Genomic DNA, 21,463 nt, shown 5'->3' on the forward strand with positions numbered 1-21,463 from the left:
TCGGCCGATTATACCGGTTTCAGCCGCTGGGTGAAGTTTGGCCCTCCGCCTGGGCGGGGGTGGTGCTGTGGTGGGTGAACAGCAGGTTTTCGCGCAGCAGGTGACGGTCGGCCAGGCGGCGGGTGAAGCCGCTGCGATCAAAGAATTCCAGAATCTGGATCGCCAGCTTGCGGCCACAACCCAGCTGGTTGCGAAAGCTGGCGGCATCGGCATGGCCGTGTTGCTGACACAGCTGGCGGACGATGTCCGCCATGTGCTGCACGGTGTCGGCGGCAAAGTAGCGGTCTTGCACCACGGCGACGACATGGCCCAGCCGGGCGGCCTTGCGTAGCAGCTGCCTGAGCTGTTCTTCTTCGATGTCGCTGGCGGCGGCCAGATCGCGCACCCAGTGTGGCTCGCTGCTATTGGCAAAGCAGGGGGCCAGCTGCTGCCAATGCGCTTCTTCCTGAGACGTGAATCCAAGCACATGTTGCGGCAGGTGCACCCAGCCACGGGTCTGGCGCAGGCTGCCTTGTTGCAGCAGTTGCTCCAGCAGCAGATTGACCGTTGCTTCCGGTTCGCCAGGCAAGGCCAGCCGACGCAGGCGGCCACGGCTGGCACCCAGCTGGTCGGGGTGTTGTTGATGCAGTCTGGCCAGTCCATCCAGCAGTTTTTGCTGCAAGCCGGTCCAGCGCTCGGCCGCGTAGAGGCGGTCCGCTACCTGCTGGCCAGTGTTGTGTTGCAGCAGGGCCTGCATGCTGGCGACCGGCAGCTGGTTGGCCCAGGCAAAGTCGTCCAGCATGACCGCCTGCTGACTGCTGAGCAGCGCTAGCTTGGCTGGCAGGCTCAGCATGGGGTCTTGCAAGTGATGCAGATGGTCTAGCCGCTCAGGCAGGCGCTTGCCTCGCGCTGGCGGTTGCAATTCCAGCACTTGTGCGCCGGCGATGGTGTCGCGGGCGCTGGCGTCACGCAAGATGAGCCGGTCGCCATCGGCCAGCCACAGCGGCTGATCCAGCGTCAGTTCGGCCAGCGTCTGGGCACCGGCTTCCAGCTGGCTGCGGCAGAGCAGCGCCAGGCGGCCGGTGGTGTGGCGGGCGGCGTGGTGGATATGCACGGCCTGCCAGTGCTTGAGCGGGGCAATGGCCTGCAGGGCGATGGTGATGCGCTGGCTGGGCGGCGGCGGAGCGCTGGCCAGCAGCCAGTCGCCACGTTGAAGCTGCTGCTTTTCCACATCGCCAACCAGATTGAGTGCAATGCGCTGGCCGGCCTGGCCATGGGTGGCGGCGGCATTCTGTACGTGCAGGCTACGTACCCGCACCGTCACATTGCGCCCGCTCAGCCACAGCTTGTCGCCAACGGCCACGCGCCCGCCCAGTGCGGTGCCGGTGACCACCAGCCCGGCACCGCTGAGGGTGAAGGCGCGGTCGATGGCCAGCCGGAAGCGCAAGTTGGCGGCAGCCTCCGGCAGGCTGCTTTGCTGCAGCAGATGCTGGCGCAAGCTGTCGATTCCCTCGCCGCTGTGGCTGGAGACGACAAACAGCGGGGCGTCGGCCCAGCGGCTGTCTTGCAGCAATTGGCGGATATCGGTGGCGACTTGTTGCAGACGCGCCGGGTCGACCAGATCGCATTTGCTGATGACCACGCTCAGTTGCGGGATGCCGCTGAGTTGCAGAATGGCCAGGTGTTCACGCGTTTGCGGCATGATGCCGTCGTCGGCAGCCACCACCAGCAGGGCGTGGGGAATGCCGGACAGGCCGCACAACATATTGGCCAGAAATTTCTCGTGGCCGGGCACATCGACAAAGCCCAGCACCCGGCCATCCGCCAGCGGCAGATAGACATAACCCAGGTCTATGGTCATGCCGCGCTTTTTCTCTTCGGGCAGGCGGTCGGCATTGTGGCCGGTCAGCGCCTGCAGCAGCGCGGTTTTGCCGTGGTCGATGTGGCCGGCGGTGGCGAAAATCATGCGATGGAGTGATCGGCCGGATGTTCCAGCCCCACCGGGTCGATATGGGTCATGACATTGAGTACCGGGTGTTGCTGCATCACCATGTCGCGGGCGCGTTCGGCGATGTCGTGGGCATCAAATACATTCATGTGGCCATCCACTTCCAGGTGGACATCCACCACGATCAGGTCACCCATTTTGCGGGTGCGCAAATCATGCAGTGCCAGCACGCCGGGCGTGACCAGCAGGGTCTGGCGGATGGCTTCGGTTTCTTCGGTATCGGCAGCGCGGTCCATCAGGTCGTGCAGCGAATTCCAGGCGAAGCTCCAGCCCATCTTGCCGACGATGAAGCCGACAATCAGTGCGGCGATGGGATCGAGAATCGGATAGCCCATCAGGTTGCCGACAATGCCGATGGCCACCACCAACGACGATGCAGCATCGGAACGGGCATGCCAGGCATTGGCCACCAGCATGCTGGAACGTACACGCTGGGCGACGGCCAGCATGAAGCGGAACAGCAATTCCTTGGAGACCAGCGCCACCAGTGCTACCCACAGCGCAATGCTGTGCACGGTGGGAATGGCCGACGGATCGTGAAACTTCACCGCTGCCGACCACAGCATGCCGATGCCCACGGCCAGCAGCAGCAGGCCCAGTACCAGCGAGGCGGCGTTTTCATAGCGCTGGTGGCCGTACTGGTGGTCGGCATCCGGGGCCTTGCGGCTGTGATGGCCGGCCAGCAGTACCACGAAGTCGGATAGCAGGTCGGACAGCGAATGAATACCGTCGGCCACCAGCGCCTGGGATTTGGCGAACATGCCGATCAGGATCTGTGCGCTGGCCAGTACGATATTGACCCAGACGCTGACCATGGTGCTGCGGTGGGCTGCCTTGTTGCGTGCGGCATCATCTACCGTCTCGTGTGGGGAATGGCTGGTGTGTATGGTCATGGCAAAACAGTCCGGATCAGGTGGGGGAGTGCAGTATGCCATAGCTGGCTTAAGTTTTTATTAATTGGGTTCTATTTTATGGTAAACAAAAACAATAATAAGAATGATCTGCATTTCGGCGATGTTGGCGGCTGATCATGTCAGAATACCGCCTGTTATCCCTCCTGCTCCGGAATGATCTTGGCTCTGTTGCTCAAGTCCCTGCTCGGTGCGCTGGCGGTGGTGCTGATCAGCCTGCTGTCGCGCTCGCGCAATTACTATATTGCCGGCCTGGTGCCGCTGTTTCCCACTTTTGCGCTGATTGCCCACTACATTGTCGGTAGCGAGCGCGGACCGGTTGCGCTGAAAACCACCGTGCTGTTCGGCATGTGGTCCTTGCTACCGTATTTTGTTTACCTGTTCAGCCTGTATTGCCTGGTCGACCGCCTGCGGCTGCCCTGGGCACTGGCCGCCGCCACGCTAAGCTGGGCGGTGGCAGCCTTTGTGCTGATCCAGGCCTGGAGCCGCTGGCACGGCTAGCCGGGCGAACTGGCTGAGTCTGTCGGCAGCAGGTTGGCGAGAAAAGCGGCTTCATCTTCCAGACAGCGCAGGTCCAGCCACAGTTTGCCATCGTATAGCCGGCCAATCACCGGGGCGGGCAGGCTGCGCAGGCGGCTGGCCAGCGCTTCCAGCGTGCTGCCGCGGCCATCGCGGGCACTGAAGGTAATGGCCCAGCTGGGCAGGCGATCCACCGGTAGCGAACCACTGCCAATCTGCGACAGGCAGGCGGCGCTGGCAGTGTCGAATTCAGCCCCGGCAAAGCTGCTCAGACTGTCCTGCAGGCGCGTGGCTTGCTCTTGCATGTCGGCTTGCGGGCGGGTCAGCCGACGCAGGGTGGGCAGTTGCCGGGTCAGCTTGTCCGGTTGCAGATAGAGTCGCAGCGTGGCTTCCAGCGCGGCCAGTGTCATCTTGTCGCAGCGCAGGGCGCGCTTGAGCGGGTGTTGCTGGATTTTGTCTATCCAGCTTTTCTTGCCGATGATCAGCCCGGCTTGCGGGCCGCCCAGCAGTTTGTCGCCGGAGAAACTCACCAGATCCACGCCCTGAGCAATCATCTGCTGCGGCATGGGTTCGGCCGGCAGGCCATGGGCGGACAGGTCGATCAGCGCGCCCGAGCCCAGATCGGTTGCCGCTGGCAAGCCGTGATGGTGGGCCAGTTCGGCCAGCTCGGCTTCGCTGACGCTGTGGGTGAAGCCTTCGATATGGTAATTGCTGGTGTGCACCTTCATCAGCAGCCCGGTTTCCGTATTGATGGCCTGGCTGTAATCGCGCAGATGGGTGCGGTTGGTTGCGCCCACTTCTACCAGCCGGCAGCCGGCCTGACGCATCACATCCGGCATGCGGAAGGCACCGCCGATTTCTACCAGCTCGCCACGCGACACCACCACCTCGCGCCCGGCTGCCACGGTGGAGAGCAGGATCAGCACGGCAGCGGCATTGTTGTTCACCACGCAAGCGGCTTCGGCACCGGTCAGCTCCTGCAGTAATTCGCTGATGGCGTTATCCCGATGGCCACGGCCGGCCCCGTCCAGATCGTATTCCAGTGTTACCGATTCGCGCATGGCGCGGCTGACGGCGGCGACGGCTTCTTCCGCCATCGGCGCGCGGCCCAGATTGGTATGCAGCACGGTGCCGCTGAGATTGAACACCGGCCGCATCTGCATGTGCTGGCGGCTGGCCACACGCTGGCTGGCAGCCTGTGCCAGTTGTTGTTCGTCTTCGGCCCAGCCGGGCAGGCTGTGGTTGGCGCGGATGTACTGGCGTGCCTCATCCAGCGTCTGGCGCACGGCTTCGGCCAGTGCGGCGCTGCCATGGCGGTCGATGACCTTTTCCAGCAGGCGGTGATTGAGCAGCCGGTCTACCGAGGGCAGGCGGGCATACAGGTTTTTCAGCTCCATGGGGCCTTCTCAGAATCGGGAAAATCGGTACAGCAGATACAGCAGGGCCACCAGCAGCAGATTGCCGGCCAGCCAGCCCAGGATGTGCCGCCACTGGCTGTGCTGATCCGTTGCCGGTTCGCAGCGTTGGCGGTGCAGGGTATGGGCGATGCATTGCCAGCCGCTCCAGGTGGCTTCGGCGATATCGGCGGGGAGCGATAGCAGTTTGTTGTCCTGCTGCGGATCACGGGTATGCATGGTGTGGCTCCTGCAAGTTCGGGAGGTCTCTCACCTTGCATACTAGCCGAGCCGACGCAGCAATGGGTAGCGGGTGTGGAACTGCACGTATAATGGCGCGATGACACATGATGCCACTCCCCCCTTTGCCGGCTTGACGCCGGATGCACTGCTGGATGCGGTGGAAAGCCTGGGCCTGCGCGCCTCCGGCAGCCTGCTGGCACTCAACAGCTATGAAAACCGCGTCTATCAGGTGGGCATGGAAGAAGGTCCGCCGCTGGTCGCCAAGTTTTACCGCCCGGAGCGCTGGAGCGATGCACAGATACTGGAGGAGCATGTTTTCAGCCAGCAGCTGGCCGAACGCGAGATTCCGGTGGTGCCGCCGCTGCTGTTTGACGGTGCCAGCCTGCATCAGCATGGCGGTTTCCGTTTTACCCTGTTCGCCCGCCGTGGCGGACGGGTGCCGGAGCTGGGTGACAGCCGCACGCTGGAGTGGATTGGCCGTTTCCTGGGGCGGATTCACGCCTTGGGGCAGGTCGAGGATTACGCCCAGCGGCCGCAGCTGGATATCGACAGTTTCGGGGTGGAGCCGGTGAACTATCTGCTGGCCAACAATCTGTTGCCGGCCGATCTGCGCGAGGTGTATCGCGGCGTGGCGGCCCAGGCGCTGGATGGCGTGCGGCGCTGCTTCGACCGTGCCGGTACGGTGCGCCAATTGCGCCTGCATGGCGATTGCCATAACGGCAACATGCTGTGGACCGACGATGGCCCGCACTTTGTCGACTTTGACGACAGCCGCATGGGGCCGGCATTGCAGGATTTGTGGATGCTGCTGTCCGGCTCGCGCGAGGAGCAGTCAGCCCAGTTGGCTGATGTGCTAGCGGGCTATGAGGATTTCTGCGACTTCAATGTGCGCGAGCTGTATCTGCTGGAGGGCTTGCGTACCTTGCGCCTGCTGCATTATTCGGCCTGGCTGGCGCGGCGCTGGCATGATCCGGCCTTCCCGGCGGCCTTCCCCTGGTTTGCCCAGCCGCGCTTCTGGGAAGAGCAGATTCTGTCGCTGCGCGAGCAGATTGCCCTGATGGACGAGCCGCCTTTGTGGCGTCTGCCCTGAGCCTGCCTGTCGCAAACTAGCGGATGGCCGGAGGCGTTTCGCCGACCATCCGCTGGTGCTGCTTGGCCCAGGGCTGCAGCAGTGCGGCCTCCATGGGCCGGGCAATGAAATAACCCTGCCCCAGATTGCAGCCGCGCGCCTGCATCAGCTCCATGTCCTGCCGGGTTTCTATCCCCTCGGCGACCGTAGTCAGCTGCATGCGCTGACCCAGTTCGATGATGCTGTTGGCGATGGCCTGCAAATGCGGCTTGCTGCTAATCGAGGTCACCAGCGACTGGTCGATTTTCAGCTCGGTGAAAGGAAAGCGCGTGAGCTGCTGCAAGGTGGCAAAACCGGTGCCGAAATCGTCGATGGACAGGCCGAAGCCGGCCAGCCGCAAGCGTGCGGCAATGCCGATGGCTTCCGGCAGATTGTCGGCGATGGCGGTTTCGGTGATTTCAAACGTGATGTAGCGGGCCGGTACTTTGCTGCGGTGCAGGCGGCTTTCCATTTCGCCGATGAGGGTGCTGCCCTGTAGCGAGCGGGCGGACAGATTGATGGACAAGGGCAGGCGCAGGCCTTGGCGGGCCCATTCCTGCCATTGCAGCAGCCCCTGATCCAGCATGGAGAGTGTCAGCTCGGTGGCCCAGCCATGCTGTTCGATCACCGGGATGAAGCTGCCCGGCATGACCAAACCGCGGCTGGGGTGCTGCCAGCGCGCCAGCATTTCCGCGCCCTTGAGCTGGCCGCTGTCCAGGTCGATCTTGGGCTGGTAATAGGGAATGATCTGCTGCTCTTGCAGTGCCAGGCGTATTGCGTCCGGGTCGTATAGCGCGCAGCTTTCCTTGGCCTTGGCGGATTGCTGGCACAGCCGTGCCAGCAGGTCCTGCATTGCTCCGGCTTGCAGCGGTTTTTTCAAACCACCCAGCACTGGCAGCCCCAGCCCGCAGCCCATCAGCTCCAGCGTGGAAATCAGCATGTAGTCCTTGCCAGAGGTGAGGATGATGTAAGGCGTCAGCTTTTCCAGCGCCAGTTGCTGCATGACCTGCACGCCATCCATGCGCGGCATTTCCAGGTCGAGCAGCATCAGGTCCGGCACTTGCTGGCGCACCTGCGCCATGCCTTCCTCGCCGTTGGCCGCATGGCGGATACTGCTAAAGCCCAGCTGGCTGCACAGTTCTGTGGCGAGCAGCCGGTGCAGCTGGCTGTCTTCCACGATCAGCACATCCTGCATGTCAGCAAACGGCATGAATGGCGCTCCCTTAGCGGCAAATGGCCTTGGCCATGGCGTCCAGCGGGATGACCTCATCGGCCGCCCCCAGCTTGATCGCCTCCTTGGGCATGCCAAACACCACGCAGCTGTCTTCGTCCTGGGCAATGGTGCGGGCACCGACATCATGCATTTCCTTCAAGCCCTTGGCCCCGTCGTCACCCATGCCGGTCATGATGATGCCCAGCGCATTCTTGCCGGCGAACTTGGCGGCAGAGCGGAACAGCACATCGACCGAGGGCTTGTGGCGGCTGACCAGCGGGCCGTCCACCACTTCCACCTGATAGAAAGCGCCGCTGCGCTTGATCATCATGTGCTTGCCGCCGGGGGCAATCAGCGCCCGCCCCGGCAAAATGCGATCGCCGGTGGCTGCTTCCTTGACTTCGATTTCCGACAGCCGGTCCAGCCGTTCGGCAAACGAGGCAGTGAATTTTTCCGGCATGTGCTGCACGATGGCCAGCCCCGGGCAGGTGCGCGGCAGCTTGGTGAGAATGGCTTCCAGCGCCTGGGTGCCGCCGGTGGAAGTGCCAATGGCGACGATGCGTTCGGTGGTCTGGAACATCTGCTGCCCGGTGGGGGCGGCCAGGATGGCATCGGCCGATAACTTGGGGCGGGTTTCCAGCGGGGTGGGCGGCAGGCTGCGCATGCGGCTCATGCGGGCGGCGGCCGCACCCTTGACGGCCTGGATCAGCAGATTGTTGCTGTCCTGCAGAAACTGCTTCACCCCGGCGTGCGGCTTGGCGATGACTTCGACTGCCCCGGCGGCCATGGCCTGCATGCTGATGTCGGCCCCCTTCTGGGTGAGCGAGGAGCAGATCACCACCGGGGTAGGGCGGCTGGCCATGATCTGCTTGAGGAAGGTGATGCCGTCCATGCGCGGCATTTCCACATCCAGCACGATGACATCCGGCCAGTGCTGTTTCATTTTTTCCATGGCGACGATGGGGTCGGTCGCCACATCCATCACCTCGATGCCGCTGCTGGCGTTGAAGACTTCGCTCAATACCTGCCGTACCACGGCGGAGTCGTCGACAATCATCACCTTGATGCTCATGTTTTTTTCCTTTTTGTACCGGTCAGGGTCGGGCCTGTATCGGGGTCCTGCGACAGGCGCACCCAGACATCGCCGGATTGCACATCAAATACCACCATTCTGGGACTCGCCCCGCCCAGATCCTCTGCCTGCACCGTCAGCCCCAGTTGCCGTGCCAGCAAACGGGCCATGTCGGCATTGCGTGCAGCAACATCGTTGCTGCCGTGTTCTCCTTCGAGCGTGGCCAGGATGGCTGCGCCACCAATCAGCTTGGCCCGGAATTCCTGCAAGGGCCGTCCGGTGGCCAGCACTTCGCGCAGCAACAGCAACATGGCCTCGTCGCCATAACGACCGGACAACTGGCTGCTCCGCTCGTTGCGGTGCGCCAGCAGGTAATGACACATGCCGCCCACTTGCAGCTGCGGGTGCCACAGCACGATGGAAACGCAGGAGCCCAGCAAGGTGCTGATGACATGCTCCCGGTCGGCGAACAGCCATTCGCCGGGGTGCAGAAACACTTCTTTACGCGGGCTGCTGGTCATGATGCTTTCACTTGTTTGCTGCTGCCACCGGACGCCATGCCGAAGGTGCTGGGCAGGCCCGATGAATTGGCCGCTGCGACCCTGTCGGGCCAGCACCGCAGGGCAGATGGCGTGAACAGATCCTCATCCAATCTAGTTCATCAGGCAGGCGCTTTCCGCCTTTATCTGCACACCCAGTGGCGAGGACAGGCCGGCCATCTCTTCAATCGACAGCACTTTGTCCATGTGCAGCAGCATGATGAAGCCGTGCTGCCGGTGGGTGACGCCGGCAATGAAGTCGGGCCGCAGATGGTTGCCAAAGGCTGGTGCCGGCAGGATGTCGGCGGCACTCAGGCTGATGACCTCGTGTACCGCATCCACCAGCATGCCGATGAACTGGCGCTGTCCTTCATGGCCGGCTTCCAGAATGACGATGCAACTGCGGCGCAGAATGGCGCTGGCGGGGCGGCCGCAGCGCTGGGCCAGGTCGATGACCGGCACCACCGTGCCGCGCAGATTCATCACTCCATGCACGAAAGCGGGCATTTGCGGCACGCCGGTCAGCCGGTGGTATTCCAGGATTTCCTTGACCTGCAGGATATTGCAGGCGAAGACATCGGCACCCAGCTGGAAACTGAGGTACTGCTCCGGTTCGGCCGGCTTAGTCATGGGCATCCTCCTGCAGCAGCAAGTCTGGCTGTGCTGATGGCGCTGGCGGAAGAAGCAAGCCTGCCAGTTCGTCCAGCGCCAGCAGGCGGCTGGCATCCAGCAGCACGGTAAAGCCCTGCGGTTCGCGCAGCAGGCCGGCAATGAAGTGCTCGGTTAGCAGCCCACCCAGCTGCGGTGCGGCTTCGATCTCGCTGCGCGCCAGTTCCAGCACGGCATACACTTCGTCAACCAGCATGCCGATTTCCTGTGTTGGCTGGCTGTCGGCCAGCTGCAGGATGATGATGCAGCTGCGGCGCTGTGGCGCGGCGGTGGGCAGCCCCAGGCACTGCGCCAGTTCGATGACCGGTACGCCGCTGCCGCGCAGGTTGAGCACGCCACACAGCGGCGGCTGCATATGGGGCAAGGTGGTCAGCGGCTGGTACTCCAGCAGTTCGCGCACCACATCGATGCTGATGCCCAGCTGGTGTGGTCCGGCGCGCAGCCGCAGGTATTGCACCAGTTGCGGCAGCGGCGGGGGAGCGGCGGCAGCCTGTTTCGGTTTGCGCCAGTGTTGTTGTGCGCCCATGCGGCTGTGCCTAGTAACGGATGTAGTCGGATTCGTCGGTGGGGTTGGCACCGACGCGACGCAGCTGCTGTGGCATGCCGTACTGCCCGGCCCGGCCACTGGGCGGCGAGGGCAGCGGGGCGGCGCTGTCGTGCAGCCGGAAGAAACTCATCAGCTCCAGCAGGTTTTCCGCCTGGCTGCTCATTTGCTCGGCGGTGGAGGCCAGCTCCTCGCTGGCCGAGGCGGTTTGCTGGGTGGTGGAATTCTGTTGCTGGACGGCGCTGCTGATCTGGTTGACCGCGCTGGCCTGTTCATTGGAGGCGGCGGCGATTTCCTGCACCAGATCAGCCGTGCGGCCACTGGAACGCACCATTTCACCCAGCAGCTTGCCGGCTTGCTCGGCCAGCCCGACGCTGCCGGCGGCAACCTGGCTGATTTCCTGGGCGGCGATCTGGCTGCGCTCGGCCAGTTTGCGTACTTCTGCCGCCACCACGGCGAAGCCCTTGCCGTGTTCGCCGGCACGCGCCGCTTCGATGGCGGCATTCAGTGCCAGCAGATTGGTCTGGTAGGCAATGTCGTCGATGATGACGATCTTGTCGGCAATCTGGCGCATGGCGTGTACGGTCTGGCGCACGGCCTCTCCCCCCTCGGCAGCCTCGCGGGCGGCCTGTTCGGCAATGGCTTCGGTGACGCGGGCATTGTCATTGGTCTGGTTGATGGCGGCCGACATTTCCTCGATGGCGGAGGTGGTTTCCTCGATGCCTGCGGCCGATTCGCTGGCCGATAGCGACAGTGACTGCGAGGTGGCATTCAGTTGCTGGGAGGCCGAGGCCAGATTGGCCGCGCCGTTTTTCACTTCGGCCATCAGGCCGGCCAGGGTGCTGACGGTTTGTGCCACCGAGTACAGCATGCTGCTGCTATCGCCAGGGCGCAGTGGCAGCTGGGTATCCAGCCGGCCACTGGCCAGCTGCTGCATGATGTCGGCGACGGCATGTGGCTCGCCGCCCAGGGTGCGGCGCAGCGAGCGGATGATCAGCACTGCCAGCAGGCTGCCCAGCAGCAGGGCGGCTGCCGATAGCAGCAGCATGATGTCGTGTGCCTGCTGGATGCCGGCTTCACTCTCCTGGCGTGATTGTTCGTTCAGCCGCAGTTCGGTGTCGTACAACTGGCGCAATACTTCGGTGAAGCGGTTCATGGCCGGATTGGCCTCTGACTGCATCAGCTGGATGGCAGCGTCTTTTTCATTGATGGCGGCCTGCGCCTCGGACTTGTCCATGGCAGTGAAGGCGAGTGGGCGGATCGACTGGATCTGCGCGATCAGCTCTCTTTCGCGCTGGCTCAGCGCCGGTTCGGCCAGCATGTCGCGGATCAGCAGCTGTTCGCTGTCCAGATAGCGGCGCTTGGCCTCGTTATAGCGTTGGATGGCATCGTTGATGGCATGCAGATCGGGATAGATGATGATGTTGCGGTAATTGATCCGCAGCTCCTGCGCCTGCTCGATCAGGATGGACACGCGCGTGGCATCACGGTCGTTGATGCGCATGTCGCCCAGCATGCCGTTGATGCGCACGAAGCCGAACAAGGCGACAGAGACGCACAGCACCAGCAGCAGTAGCAGGCTGGCAAAGCCCAATCCCAGCCGCATGGCTATGCTTATGGGTGCAGATTTGTTCATGGTCATTTCCCCGAATGCAGATCGTTGTTATGTGATTGCAGGCCGCCGGCCGGCGGGTATGCTTCCTGCTCCAGCGCGTAGCGGCTGGCTTCCTGCTGGGTGGCATGCTGGATGAGAGCCAGTACGTCCAGAATCAGCGCCACCGCACCATTGCCCAGAATGGTGGAGCCGCTGATGGCTTTCAGATGGCGGAACAGGCTGCCCAGCGGTTTGATCACGGTCTGGAATTCGCCTTGCAGTGCATCCACCACCAGCCCCACCCGACTGGCACCGGTCTGGATCACCACCACGTTCTGGCGGCGGCCGGGCTGCCCGTCCAGCTCCAGAAACTGGCGCAGATACAGCAGTGGCAGGATTTCACCGCGCAGCTGCAGCCGCTCCTGCATGTCACGGCAGCCGGGCGTGGCGGGCAGTTCCATGCACTCGACCACGGTTTCCAGCGGAATGACAAAGGTGGAGCTGCCCACTTCCACCAGAAAGCCGTCGATGATGGCCAGGGTGAGCGGCAGACGCAGGCGGAAGGTGCTGCCCAGCCCGACTTCGCTGTCTATCTCCACCGTACCGCGCAGCGCCTCGATATTCTTTTGCACCACATCCAGCCCCACGCCACGGCCGGACAGATTGCTGACGCGCTCGGCCGTGGAAAAGCCGGCGGCAAAGATCAGCCGGTAGATGTCCTGCTCGCTTAGCATGGCATCGCTGCTGATGATGCCGCGCTGCACGGCCTTGGCCAGGATGCGCTGCGGGTCGAGCCCGCCGCCATCATCGGCCACCTCGATCACCACGCTGCCCGATTCATGATAGGCATTCAGCCAGACATGACCCTGCTCCGGTTTGCCGGCGGCCCGGCGCTGCTGCACATCTTCGATGCCGTGGTCGATGGCATTGCGCACCAGATGGGTGAGCGGGTCGGCCAGCTTGTCGACCATGGATTTGTCCAGCTCGGTTTCCGCACCGCTGATTTCCAGCTTGATGGATTTGCCCAGCTCGTGGCCGACATCGCGCACCACGCGCGGGAAACGGCTGAAGGTTTCACCGATAGGCACCATGCGCATGGCCAGTGTATGCGAGCGGATCTGCTCGATCAGCCCGGCCATCACCACGGTGGATTCCAGCAAGGGGCTGCTGCCATTGCCGCGCGCCAGCAGATTGGCCGCTGCGCCGGCAATCACCAGTTCGCCGACCAGATTGATCAGGCTGTCGAGCTTGCCGGCTTCCACCTTGATGAACCTGCTTTCGCTGCTGCGGGTGGTTTTGCTGTCTGCTGGCGTGGCCACTGCCGCTGTCGTGTCGGTGGCTGTGCTGGGAGGAGTGGCCGGCGCGCTCTGAGCCGTGGGCTGCCACAGCCCCCATTGCTGCCAGATGTCGCTGCAGCGTTGCTGCTCGGCGGCGTCGCCGGCCTGCAAGGCTTGTTGCAGATGGCTGGCCAGCTCGCTGCGCGGGCTGATGATGAACTGGCTGTCCTCACTGGCAAAGGCGAATACGCTGGCCAGTTGCTCAGCATCCACCGCACCGCGGAACTGCATTTCCAGCCGCAGGTAATTGCGCTCCGGGTCGAAGCTGTCATCCGCGGGCAGTGCACTGCAACAGGCGGCAATGGCCTGTATCTGTCCCAGTGTGGCCAGGTAGCGCACAAAGGATGCCGGGTCCATGCCATTGCGCAAGACCTCCGGGCCAAAGCGCAGTGACAGCAGCCAGTCGCTGTCGGCGGCCTGCTCGGGGCTGCTTGCGCTGGTTTCGGCCGGCTGGGGCGACATACCCGGCTGCTGCAACAGGGCCGCGATGTCCGCCAGAATGCGGTCCTGCTCGCCCGCCGGAATGGCCTGCCCGGCGGCCACTGCTGCCAGCTGGGCCTTGACGTGATCGTGGCTGCGCAGCAAGACGCCGCTCAGTTCGGCATCCAGTTGCAATTTGCCATCGCGCAGCTGGTCCAGCAGGTTTTCCGCCTGATGAGTGAAACGGACAATCTCTGCCAGCTCGAACAGTCCGGCCGAACCCTTGATGGTGTGCATGCAGCGGAACAGTGCGCCCAGCTGTTCGGTGCTAATGCTGTCGGCTTCGGCGTCCAGCAGGATGCATTCCATCTCTTCCAGCAGTTCGGCAGACTCTTGCAAGAAGGACTGCATGGCCAGTTCAAGATTCATCCGCAGCCTCCAGTGCACTCTGCAAGGCTTGCAGGCCCAGCAGCCGGATGAAATCCACTAGCGCCGGGCTGGCATGGCGCAGCGTCAGCTGGCATGGCTGCTGTGGCGCGGCCTGGTGCAACCACAGCAGCACCTGTGCGCCGGCGCTATCGATTTCCTCGATTTGCGACAGGTCGATCTCCAGCTGCGCATGCTCGCGCAGGGCCGCTGCCAGCTGCTGGTGCAGGGCCGGGGCCTGGTAGATGGTCTGCTCGGCAGCCAGGGTGATGAGGTGGGCCATGGCGCTGGCTCAGGGCAGGATGAGCCGGGCGATGGCGTCCAGCAGTTGCGGCGGCTCGAATGGCTTGATGACCCAGGCGCAGCTACCGTGTTGCTGACCTTGCCGTTGCAGATGGTCGGCGGTTTCGGTGGTCAGCATGATGACCGGGGTGCTGTGATAGTCGGGATGCTGCTTGATCTGTGCCAGCAGGCTGAGGCCATTCATCACCGGCATGTTGAGGTCCGACAGCACCAGATGGATCTTGCGCCCGTCCAGCAAGGCCAGCGCTTGCTGGCCATCGGCCGCCTCGATGACATCGTAGCCGGCACCTTCCAGTGTCATCTTCACCACCAGCCGCAGGCTGGTGGAGTCGTCCACGACTAGTATGGTCTTGGCCATATTTTCCCCTTGTACGTCGCTGACGTTGCAGCCTGCTGCGGCTGGCGTATTGCCACAGGTTGGCAGGCGGCTGGTGCCCGGACGGGCTATTTTTGTGGCAGCGACTGCTGCTTGGTCTTTCTAGTTTTGTAGTTGCTGCCTTTGTCGAATGCAAAGGGGAATGGCAGGGCGATGTGTTTTATTTATTATTACTGGTCATGATTTTTTAAACATTGTTTCTTGTCGCAATAAAAAAACCGGCCACCCGGGCCGGTTGTTGATTGGCAGTAAGGTATTCAGCCGGGAAACAGCAGCGGGTTAATGCCGCTGCGGGCAAAGCCCTGTTCTTCCAGCGCGGCATCCAGCGCCAGGCTGGCCAGGTCGTCCGCCACGGCCTCGGCCTGCTGATCCTTATCCAGTGACAGGATTTTCAGATAGCTGCCGCAATCGCCGCAGGATTCCCCGCGCACCGCCGCATGCTGGTCTTGCAGCGACCAGTAGCCAATGTCGCGCGTTGCCTCGCAGTTGCTGCACTTTGCCCGTACCAGATGCCACTCGCTTTCGCACAGGCTGCAGTGCAGATAGCGCAGGCCGGCCTCATTGCCCTGATGCACGATGCTGGCCACCGGCGCGCTGGCGCACACCGGACACAGGTGGCGGGCATCGCCCGGCTCGGCCACGGCGGCGATTTTCAGCTGGCTGGCCAACTGGCTGAAGTACACCGACAAGGCCGCCCAGATGAAGGGTGCCTGGGCGCTGTCCACCGCCGCCAGATCACCCGACAACAGTGACTGGGCTGCCTTTTCATGTTGCTCTGCCGGTGCGGCCAGCAACTGCGTCAGCACCTGCTGCACGGCCGGACTGGCGCCATCCACCAGCTGTGTACACAGGGCCTGCAGCAATTGCCGCCATTGCCCGTCGCGTTGCCAGGCCATGGCACCCAGTGGTGGCAGGCCGTGCTCGGCGCACTGCTGGAAGTAGTCCTCCCGCGCGGGCAGCAACACCGGCTGGCTGTGTACCAGCTGGTGTTGTGCTTCGGCAATGCGGCTGGCCAGTTGCAGGTAATCGGCCATGACATGCCCTGCCGCCAGTTGCTGCAGCCGGGCCGCACGCTGACGATACAGCGTGGCTGGCTGCGGCAGCAGCAGCGGGGTGATGTCCAGGCTGGCCGCTTGCCGCTCTGCCAGCTGTTCTACCGGCACAATGCGAATGCTCATGGCTTGTTCTTGTCTCCTGTCATTTCGCGGTACCAGCGCGGGTGATGCTTCTTGGCCCAGGCATGGGTGACCACGCCCTCCACCATGGCGCGGATGGTGCCGCGCACCCAGATGGCGGCGTAGACATGCACGATGATGCCGGCAATCAGCGCCAGGGCGCTCCAGGCATGCAGCAGCAGGGCGACGCGGATCAGCTCGATGGGGAAGTAATAGGCAAAGTAGGGCCGCCAGATGATGACACCGGTACAGATCAACACCAGCAGGCAGCCGGTCATCATCCAGAACATGCCTTTCTGGCCGCCGTTGTACTTGCCGGTATCGCCCACCTCATGGCCTGCCAGCACCGACTTCACCGATTTCATCCACTTGATGTCTTCCTTGTCGATGAAATTGTGATGCCAGTAACGGAAAAACTGGCGGGCAAAGCCGAGGAACATCAGCACCCCGACAAAGGGGTGCACGATGCGCGCCAGCTGCGGCGTGCCAAACACCCCGGTGAGCCAGAAGAAGGCCGGGTAGAAGAAGGCCAGGCCGGAAATGGCCAGCAGCACGAAACACAGCGCCACGATCCAGTGGTTGATGCGTTCTGCGGCACTGTAGCGCTTGATCAGCTTTTCCTTGCTCATACCTTGTCCTCCTCTTCTTCATCCTCGGCCTTGTTGGGGCCGACGCCGATGTAGTGGAAGAAGCCGAACAACACCGAAGCGGCCAGACCAATGGTGGACAGCGGCTTGAGTATGCCCTTCCACAGGCTGACCACCGGGCTGATCTGCGGGTCTTTTTTCAGTCCGTGGTACAGCTCGGGCTGGTCGGCATGGTGCAGCACATACATCACGTGCGTGCCGCCCACGCCTTGCGGATCGTACAGGCCGGCATTGGCATAGCCACGGGTTTTCAGCTCGTCCACCCGTTCCTGTGCGTATTCCTTCATGTCCTCCTTGCTGCCGAAGCGGATGGCCCCGGTCGGACAGGTTTTCACACAGGCCGGCTCCTGGCCGACGCTTACCCGGTCGGAACACAAGGTGCACTTGTAGGCCTTGTTATCCTTCTGGTTGATGCGCGGCACATTGAAGGGACAGCCGGAAATGCAGTAGCCGCAGCCGATGCAGTGCTCGGACTGGAAGTCCACGATGCCGTTGGCGTACTGGATGATGGCACCGGGCGAGGGGCAGGCTTTCAGGCAGCCGGGGTCGGCGCAGTGCATGCAGCCGTCCTTGCGGATCAGCCATTCCAGCTTGCCGTTCTGCTCGGTTTCGCTGTAACGCATCACCGTCCAGCTTTCGGCGGACAGGTCGGCCGGGTTGTCGTACACCCCGACATTGCTGCCCACTTCGTCGCGCAGGTCATTCCACTCCGAACAGGCCACCTGACAGGCCTTGCAGCCGATGCAGGTGGTCACGTCGATCAGCTTGGCCACTTCCGCCTTGTGCTCGCGCGCAATCGGCGGCTGGGTAGGGCTGGCGGAGCGGCGCAGGATATCTTGCGATTGCAGTGACATGGTCGCTCCTATGCTTTTTCAACGTTGACGAGGAAGGACTTGAACTCCGGCGTCTGGGTATTGGCATCCCCGACAAACGGCGTCAGCGTATTGGCAATAAAGCCCTTCTTGGTCAGTCCCTCAAAGCCCCAGTGAATCGGAATGCCGACATGGTGCACCGACTGGCCGTTCACCGGCATGGCCTTGATGCGCTTGGTCACCACCGCCCTGGCCTTGATATAGCCGCGCCGCGACGACACCTTGACCATGTCACCGTGGACGATGCCCTTTTCCCTGGCCAGTTCTTCGCCGATTTCCACGAACTGTTCCGGCTGCATGATGGCGTTGAGCCGCGCATGCTTGGTCCAGTAATGGAAATGCTCGGTCAGGCGGTAGGTGGTGGCGGCATAAGGGAACTGCTGATGCTGGCCCAGTTGCTCCTTGTCGCCCTTGAACAGCCGCGCTGCCGGGTTGGAAATCACCTTGGGATGCAGCGGGTTGGTACCCAGCGGCGTCTCAAACGGCTCGTAATGCTCGGGGAAGGGGCCTTCGGCCATCTTGTCCAGCGCAAACAGTCGTCCCAGACCTTCCGGCTGCATGATGAAGGGGCCCATGGCGCTGCCTGGCGGCTCGTCGGCCTTGAAGTCAGGCACATCCACGCCCACCCACTTTTCGCCATTCCACTTGATCAGCGTGCGCTTCTTGTCCCATGGCGTGCCATCGGGTTTGCAGGAGGCGCGGTTGTACAGGATGCGGCGGTTGGCCGGCCAGGCCCAGGCCCAGCCCAGGGTGTTGCCAAGGCCGGATGGGTCGCTGTTGTCGCGCCGCGCCATCTGGTTGCCAGCCTGGGTCCAGCTGCCGGCAAAAATCCAGCAACCGGACGCGGTGCTGCCATCGGCCTGCAGCAGGGCAAAGCCGGGCAATAGCTCGCCCTTTTTCGCCAGCGTCTGGCCGGGGTTTTTCGGATCGGGCAGATCAGCCAGCGCCTTGCCGTTCAGCTCCTTGGCCAGCTCTTCCGGCTTGGGCTCGTGCGGGTCGCCATAAGCCCAGGACAGGCTGTTGATGGCATCCGGGAAGGTGCCGCCGTCCTTGGCGTACATGGCCTTGAGCTTGAGGAAGATGCCGGCGAGGATTTGCGGGTCAGTCAGTGCCTGGCCCGGTCCTTCCGCACCTTTCCAGTGCCATTGCAGCCAGCGGCCGGAGTTGACGATGGAGCCGTCTTCCTCGGCAAAGCAGGTGGTGGGCAGCCGGAACACTTCGGTGTGGATCTTGGCCGGATCGACATCGTTCTGCTCGCCGTGGTCCTGCCAGAAGGTGGAGGTTTCCGTGGTCAGCGGGTCCATGATCACCAGGAACTTCAATCGCGACAGGGATTCCACGATCTTGTTCTTGTTGGGGAAGGACGCCACCGGGTTGAAGCCCTGGCAGAAATAGCCATTCACCTTGCCCTGATGCATCAGCTCGAAGTACTGCAGCACATCGTAGCCCTTGTCCCACTTGGGCAGCAGGTCATAACCCCAGCTGTTGTCTGCCGTCGCCTTGTCGCCCCACATGGCTTTCATGAAGGAAACAAAGAACTTGGGATAGTTCTGCCAGTAGTTCATCTGGCCATCGGCCAGCGGCTTGCTGGTGTACTTGTCCAGATAGGATGACAGCGTCGGCTCTTTCTCCGACGGCATGGTCATGTAGCCAGGCAGATTGGTCGACAGCAGGCCCAGGTCGGTCAGCCCCTGGATATTGGAGTGACCGCGCAAGGCGTTGATGCCACCACCGGCCATGCCCATATTGCCCAGCAACAGCTGGATCATCGCCATGGTGCGAATGTTTTGCGCACCGATGGAGTGCTGGGTCCAGCCCAGGGCATACAGGAAGGAGGTGGTCTTGTCCGCTGCGCTGGTTTCTGCCAGGTGTGCGCAAATGGCCTGGAAGGCTTCTTTGGGCGTGCCGCAGATATTGGTCACCACGTCGTCGGTATAGCGCGACACATGCTGTTTCAGCAGATTGATCACGCAACGCGGGTCGCTCAGCGTGTCATCGCGTTTGGCCATGCCTTGCTCGTCCAGCTGGTAGGCCCAGGTGGATTTGTCGTATTTGCGCTTTTCCGCGTCATAGCCGCTGAACAGGCCGTCTTCAAAGCTGAAGTCCGGGTGCACCAGCAGTGCCGCATTGGTGTAGGCGAGCGTGTATTCCTTGTTGTATTTGCCGGTTTCCAGCAAATAGCGAATCACGCCGGACAGCAGGGTGATGTCCGTGCCGGTGCGGATAGGCGCGTAGAAGTCCGCCACCGAGGCGGTACGGGTAAAGCGCGGGTCGATGACCAGCAGCTTGGCCTTGTTGCGGGTCTTGGCCTCAATGGCCCAGCGGAAGCCAACCGGGTGTGCTTCGGCGGCATTGCCACCCATCACCACGATCAGATTGGCGTTCTTGATGTCGACCCAATGGTTTGTCATGGCACCGCGACCAAATGTTGGGGCAAGACTTGCCACCGTTGGTCCGTGTCATACACGCGCCTGATTGTCGACAGCCAGCATGCCCAGGCTGCGGGTAAATTTGTGGGTCAGCCAGCCAGCTTCATTGCTGGAGGCAGACGCAGCGAGAAAACCGGTGGACAGCCAGCGGTTCACCGTCACGCCATCGGCGTTCTTTTCGATGAAGTTGGCATCGCGGTCCTGCTTGACGTGCTTGGCGATGCGCGCAAAAGCCTCGTCCCAGCTAAGGCGTTTCCACTCGTTGCTGCCGGCTTCGCGGACTTCCGGATATTTCAGGCGATTAGGGCTGTGGATGAAGTCCACCAGGCCGGCCCCCTTGGGGCAGAGCGCGCCACGATTGACCGGATGATCCGGATCGCCTTCGATGTGAAAAATTTCGGACTTGGCGTTTTTGGCACCATCGCCCAGGCTGTACATGAGAATGCCACAGCCTACCGAGCAGTACGGACAGGTGTTGCGGGTTTCACTGGCGCGCATCAGCTTGTAGCTGCGCACATCAGCCATTGCCTTTTCCGGCAATAAACCCAGCGTTGCAATCGTGGAACCTGCCATACCCCCGGCGCACAGCTTGAAGAACTGCCGCCGATTGACCTGCATGGGGTCTCCTTCATGGGGAATGTTGACTGACTTTCCGCTCTGGTCGTCAAATGCAGCAATATGCTTGCTCGACGCCAATACCGGGCAGAAAGACGGGTCTGGCCAATCTGTGAGAGTTGTCGCCTGACCCCATTATCGTCAGCAATTTCTGTAAGCTCAAATAGCGAGTGACAATGAAACCCCTAAAAAATCCTAATCCATGACCGATTCCGCTCTCGAAGGCTTTGATATCTCCAGCAATATTGCCCGAATCCAGTGGCAGGAGGCACAGCCCATGCTGCACCAGGCCGATGTCCTGGCCTGCGAAGTGCCGGTGGCACTGGTCTACAACGGTCTGGCGCATGTGGTGATGATGGCCAGCCCGCAGCAACTGGAAGATTTTGCCCGTGGTTTCTCGCTGGCCGAGGGCATTGCCCGGCAGGTCAGCGATATCTACGACATCGAAGTACGCAACGCCGCCAGCGGCATCGAGGTGCATGTCGAGCTGGCCACGGCCTGCTTTGCCGCCCTCAAGGAGCGCCGCCGCCAACTGGCCGGCCGTACCGGCTGCGGCCTGTGCGGTGTGGAGCAACTGGCAGAAATCTTTCGTCCCTTGCCCGCTTTGCCGGATACGGTAAGGCTGGGTTGGCCAGCGCTGAAGCGGGCGCTGCAGGCGCTGCCCGAGCGGCAAACCCTGTCGCAGCAGACCGGCTGCGTCCACGCGGCCGCCTGGCTTGATCTGCAAGGCAGCTTGCTGAAGGTGTGCGAGGACGTTGGCCGGCATGTTGCGCTGGACAAGCTGATCGGCCGGCGGGCCATCAGTGACTGGGGCGCGGGCGTGGCACTGGTGACCAGCCGCGCCAGCTACGAAATGGTGCAAAAGGCTGCTGCTGCCGGCATTGAAATCCTGGTGGCGGTTGCCGCCCCCACCGCGCTGGCGGTGCAAATGGCCGAACAGTACGGCCTTACCCTGCTGGGTTTTGCCCGGCCGGGCAGGGTGAATGTCTACACCCATCCGCAGCGGCTATTGGCTGGCTGAGCCAGCGGCTGTCACGGCTGGCCAGCTTGTGGCAGATGGACGGGGCGGC

20 protein-coding genes are annotated in these 21,463 nt (G+C 62.6%); 3 read left to right on the top strand and 17 right to left on the bottom strand.

Annotation, left to right across the window (positions count from 1 at the left end):
- Nucleotides 1–19 precede the first annotated feature (19 nt).
- Nucleotides 20–1,945, bottom strand: a complete 1,926-nt coding sequence (gene selB / locus FAZ30_RS09130) for a selenocysteine-specific translation elongation factor (protein ID WP_137009329.1) — start codon at nucleotides 1,943–1,945, stop codon at nucleotides 20–22.
- Nucleotides 1,942–2,880: a cation diffusion facilitator family transporter gene (locus FAZ30_RS09135; RefSeq protein WP_124643151.1), complete on the bottom strand. Its 939-nt coding sequence runs from the start codon at nucleotides 2,878–2,880 to the stop codon at nucleotides 1,942–1,944. Before FAZ30_RS09135 ends, selB begins: the two co-directional genes overlap by 4 nt.
- Before the next feature lie 174 nt (nucleotides 2,881–3,054).
- Between FAZ30_RS09135 and FAZ30_RS09140 the strand changes: the two genes are divergently transcribed.
- Entirely contained in the window at nucleotides 3,055–3,399 is a 345-nt protein-coding gene (locus FAZ30_RS09140) for a GlpM family protein (protein WP_246043425.1), read from the top strand.
- Here FAZ30_RS09140 and selA read toward each other — a convergent pair.
- Nucleotides 3,396–4,814, bottom strand: coding sequence for an L-seryl-tRNA(Sec) selenium transferase (gene selA / locus FAZ30_RS09145; RefSeq protein ID WP_137009330.1), 1,419 nt, complete (start codon nucleotides 4,812–4,814; stop codon nucleotides 3,396–3,398). The two genes, FAZ30_RS09140 and selA, sit on opposite strands and share 4 nt — an antisense overlap.
- 9 nt (nucleotides 4,815–4,823) lie before the next feature.
- Nucleotides 4,824–5,051, bottom strand: coding sequence for a hypothetical protein (locus FAZ30_RS09150; RefSeq protein ID WP_124643145.1), 228 nt, complete (start codon nucleotides 5,049–5,051; stop codon nucleotides 4,824–4,826).
- Between the two features lie 100 nt (nucleotides 5,052–5,151).
- On the opposite strand from FAZ30_RS09150, the gene FAZ30_RS09155 reads away from it, so the two are divergent.
- On the top strand, nucleotides 5,152–6,144 hold the full coding sequence (locus FAZ30_RS09155) for a serine/threonine protein kinase (protein WP_124643143.1): 993 nt from the start codon (nucleotides 5,152–5,154) through the stop codon (nucleotides 6,142–6,144).
- A gap of 16 nt (nucleotides 6,145–6,160) precedes the next feature.
- Here the strand turns inward: FAZ30_RS09155 and FAZ30_RS09160 are convergent, their stop codons facing one another.
- The 13 genes from FAZ30_RS09160 to fdnG form a co-directional block, all read right to left on the bottom strand.
- Nucleotides 6,161–7,372 carry an EAL domain-containing response regulator gene (locus FAZ30_RS09160; RefSeq protein ID WP_137009331.1) on the bottom strand — a complete coding sequence of 404 codons (1,212 nt, stop codon included), beginning with the start codon at nucleotides 7,370–7,372 and terminating at the stop codon, nucleotides 6,161–6,163.
- Nucleotides 7,373–7,385: 13 nt separating this feature from the next.
- A complete protein-coding gene (locus tag FAZ30_RS09165) occupies nucleotides 7,386–8,447 on the bottom strand; it encodes a protein-glutamate methylesterase/protein-glutamine glutaminase (RefSeq protein WP_124643139.1) in 1,062 nt (353 codons plus the stop codon).
- Nucleotides 8,444–8,968: a chemotaxis protein CheD gene (locus FAZ30_RS09170; protein WP_124643137.1), complete on the bottom strand. Its 525-nt coding sequence runs from the start codon at nucleotides 8,966–8,968 to the stop codon at nucleotides 8,444–8,446. Before FAZ30_RS09170 ends, FAZ30_RS09165 begins: the two co-directional genes overlap by 4 nt.
- Before the next feature lie 132 nt (nucleotides 8,969–9,100).
- Entirely contained in the window at nucleotides 9,101–9,616 is a 516-nt protein-coding gene (locus FAZ30_RS09175; RefSeq protein ID WP_233578398.1) for a chemotaxis protein CheW, read from the bottom strand.
- Nucleotides 9,609–10,181, bottom strand: coding sequence for a chemotaxis protein CheW (locus FAZ30_RS09180; RefSeq protein ID WP_124643134.1), 573 nt, complete (start codon nucleotides 10,179–10,181; stop codon nucleotides 9,609–9,611). The genes FAZ30_RS09175 and FAZ30_RS09180 overlap by 8 nt, the downstream gene beginning before the upstream one ends.
- A 10-nt stretch (nucleotides 10,182–10,191) precedes the next feature.
- Nucleotides 10,192–11,835 carry a methyl-accepting chemotaxis protein gene (locus FAZ30_RS09185; protein WP_233578396.1) on the bottom strand — a complete coding sequence of 548 codons (1,644 nt, stop codon included), beginning with the start codon at nucleotides 11,833–11,835 and terminating at the stop codon, nucleotides 10,192–10,194.
- Between the two features lie 2 nt (nucleotides 11,836–11,837).
- A complete protein-coding gene (locus FAZ30_RS09190; protein WP_124643130.1) occupies nucleotides 11,838–13,979 on the bottom strand; it encodes a chemotaxis protein CheA in 2,142 nt (713 codons plus the stop codon).
- Entirely contained in the window at nucleotides 13,969–14,259 is a 291-nt protein-coding gene (locus tag FAZ30_RS09195) for an STAS domain-containing protein (protein ID WP_124643128.1), read from the bottom strand. Before FAZ30_RS09195 ends, FAZ30_RS09190 begins: the two co-directional genes overlap by 11 nt.
- A gap of 9 nt (nucleotides 14,260–14,268) precedes the next feature.
- Entirely contained in the window at nucleotides 14,269–14,637 is a 369-nt protein-coding gene (locus FAZ30_RS09200) for a response regulator (protein WP_124643126.1), read from the bottom strand.
- 275 nt (nucleotides 14,638–14,912) lie between these two features.
- Entirely contained in the window at nucleotides 14,913–15,833 is a 921-nt protein-coding gene (gene fdhE, locus FAZ30_RS09205; RefSeq protein WP_124643124.1) for a formate dehydrogenase accessory protein FdhE, read from the bottom strand.
- The gene (locus FAZ30_RS09210; RefSeq protein ID WP_124643122.1) at nucleotides 15,830–16,459 is read right to left on the bottom strand and encodes a formate dehydrogenase subunit gamma; all 630 of its coding nucleotides are present in this window, start codon (nucleotides 16,457–16,459) and stop codon (nucleotides 15,830–15,832) included. The genes fdhE and FAZ30_RS09210 overlap by 4 nt, the downstream gene beginning before the upstream one ends.
- Nucleotides 16,456–17,331 carry a formate dehydrogenase subunit beta gene (gene fdxH / locus FAZ30_RS09215; RefSeq protein ID WP_124643120.1) on the bottom strand — a complete coding sequence of 292 codons (876 nt, stop codon included), beginning with the start codon at nucleotides 17,329–17,331 and terminating at the stop codon, nucleotides 16,456–16,458. Before fdxH ends, FAZ30_RS09210 begins: the two co-directional genes overlap by 4 nt.
- 8 nt (nucleotides 17,332–17,339) lie before the next feature.
- Nucleotides 17,340–20,396, bottom strand: coding sequence for a formate dehydrogenase-N subunit alpha (gene fdnG / locus FAZ30_RS09220; protein WP_137009332.1), 3,057 nt, complete (start codon nucleotides 20,394–20,396; stop codon nucleotides 17,340–17,342).
- Nucleotides 20,397–20,595: 199 nt separating this feature from the next.
- On the opposite strand from fdnG, the gene fdhD reads away from it, so the two are divergent.
- Nucleotides 20,596–21,414: a formate dehydrogenase accessory sulfurtransferase FdhD gene (gene fdhD, locus FAZ30_RS09225; protein WP_124643114.1), complete on the top strand. Its 819-nt coding sequence runs from the start codon at nucleotides 20,596–20,598 to the stop codon at nucleotides 21,412–21,414.
- Nucleotides 21,415–21,463: the final 49 nt, after the last annotated feature.

Source organism: Aquitalea aquatilis (assembly GCF_005155025.1).
Taxonomy (GTDB): Bacteria; Pseudomonadota; Gammaproteobacteria; order Burkholderiales; family Chromobacteriaceae; genus Aquitalea; species Aquitalea aquatilis.

Excerpts from the sequence above, each read along its gene's own strand:
- FAZ30_RS09185 (WP_233578396.1), bottom strand. The coding sequence starts at position 11,835 with ATGAACAAATCTGCACCCATAAGCATAGCCATGCGGCTGGGATTGGGC.
- FAZ30_RS09170 (WP_124643137.1), bottom strand. The coding sequence starts at position 8,968 with ATGACCAGCAGCCCGCGTAAAGAAGTGTTTCTGCACCCCGGCGAATGG.
- FAZ30_RS09155 (WP_124643143.1), top strand. The coding sequence starts at position 5,152 with ATGACACATGATGCCACTCCCCCCTTTGCCGGCTTGACGCCGGATGCA.
- selA (WP_137009330.1), bottom strand. The coding sequence starts at position 4,814 with ATGGAGCTGAAAAACCTGTATGCCCGCCTGCCCTCGGTAGACCGGCTG.
- FAZ30_RS09140 (WP_246043425.1), top strand. The coding sequence starts at position 3,055 with ATGATCTTGGCTCTGTTGCTCAAGTCCCTGCTCGGTGCGCTGGCGGTG.
- FAZ30_RS09200 (WP_124643126.1), bottom strand. The coding sequence starts at position 14,637 with ATGGCCAAGACCATACTAGTCGTGGACGACTCCACCAGCCTGCGGCTG.
- FAZ30_RS09165 (WP_124643139.1), bottom strand. The coding sequence starts at position 8,447 with ATGAGCATCAAGGTGATGATTGTCGACGACTCCGCCGTGGTACGGCAG.
- FAZ30_RS09135 (WP_124643151.1), bottom strand. The coding sequence starts at position 2,880 with ATGACCATACACACCAGCCATTCCCCACACGAGACGGTAGATGATGCC.
- fdhD (WP_124643114.1), top strand. The coding sequence starts at position 20,596 with ATGACCGATTCCGCTCTCGAAGGCTTTGATATCTCCAGCAATATTGCC.
- FAZ30_RS09210 (WP_124643122.1), bottom strand. The coding sequence starts at position 16,459 with ATGAGCAAGGAAAAGCTGATCAAGCGCTACAGTGCCGCAGAACGCATC.
- FAZ30_RS09150 (WP_124643145.1), bottom strand. The coding sequence starts at position 5,051 with ATGCATACCCGTGATCCGCAGCAGGACAACAAACTGCTATCGCTCCCC.
- FAZ30_RS09175 (WP_233578398.1), bottom strand. The coding sequence starts at position 9,616 with ATGACTAAGCCGGCCGAACCGGAGCAGTACCTCAGTTTCCAGCTGGGT.
- fdxH (WP_124643120.1), bottom strand. The coding sequence starts at position 17,331 with ATGTCACTGCAATCGCAAGATATCCTGCGCCGCTCCGCCAGCCCTACC.
- FAZ30_RS09190 (WP_124643130.1), bottom strand. The coding sequence starts at position 13,979 with ATGAATCTTGAACTGGCCATGCAGTCCTTCTTGCAAGAGTCTGCCGAA.
- selB (WP_137009329.1), bottom strand. The coding sequence starts at position 1,945 with ATGATTTTCGCCACCGCCGGCCACATCGACCACGGCAAAACCGCGCTG.
- fdhE (WP_124643124.1), bottom strand. The coding sequence starts at position 15,833 with ATGAGCATTCGCATTGTGCCGGTAGAACAGCTGGCAGAGCGGCAAGCG.
- FAZ30_RS09180 (WP_124643134.1), bottom strand. The coding sequence starts at position 10,181 with ATGGGCGCACAACAACACTGGCGCAAACCGAAACAGGCTGCCGCCGCT.
- FAZ30_RS09160 (WP_137009331.1), bottom strand. The coding sequence starts at position 7,372 with ATGCCGTTTGCTGACATGCAGGATGTGCTGATCGTGGAAGACAGCCAG.
- FAZ30_RS09195 (WP_124643128.1), bottom strand. The coding sequence starts at position 14,259 with ATGGCCCACCTCATCACCCTGGCTGCCGAGCAGACCATCTACCAGGCC.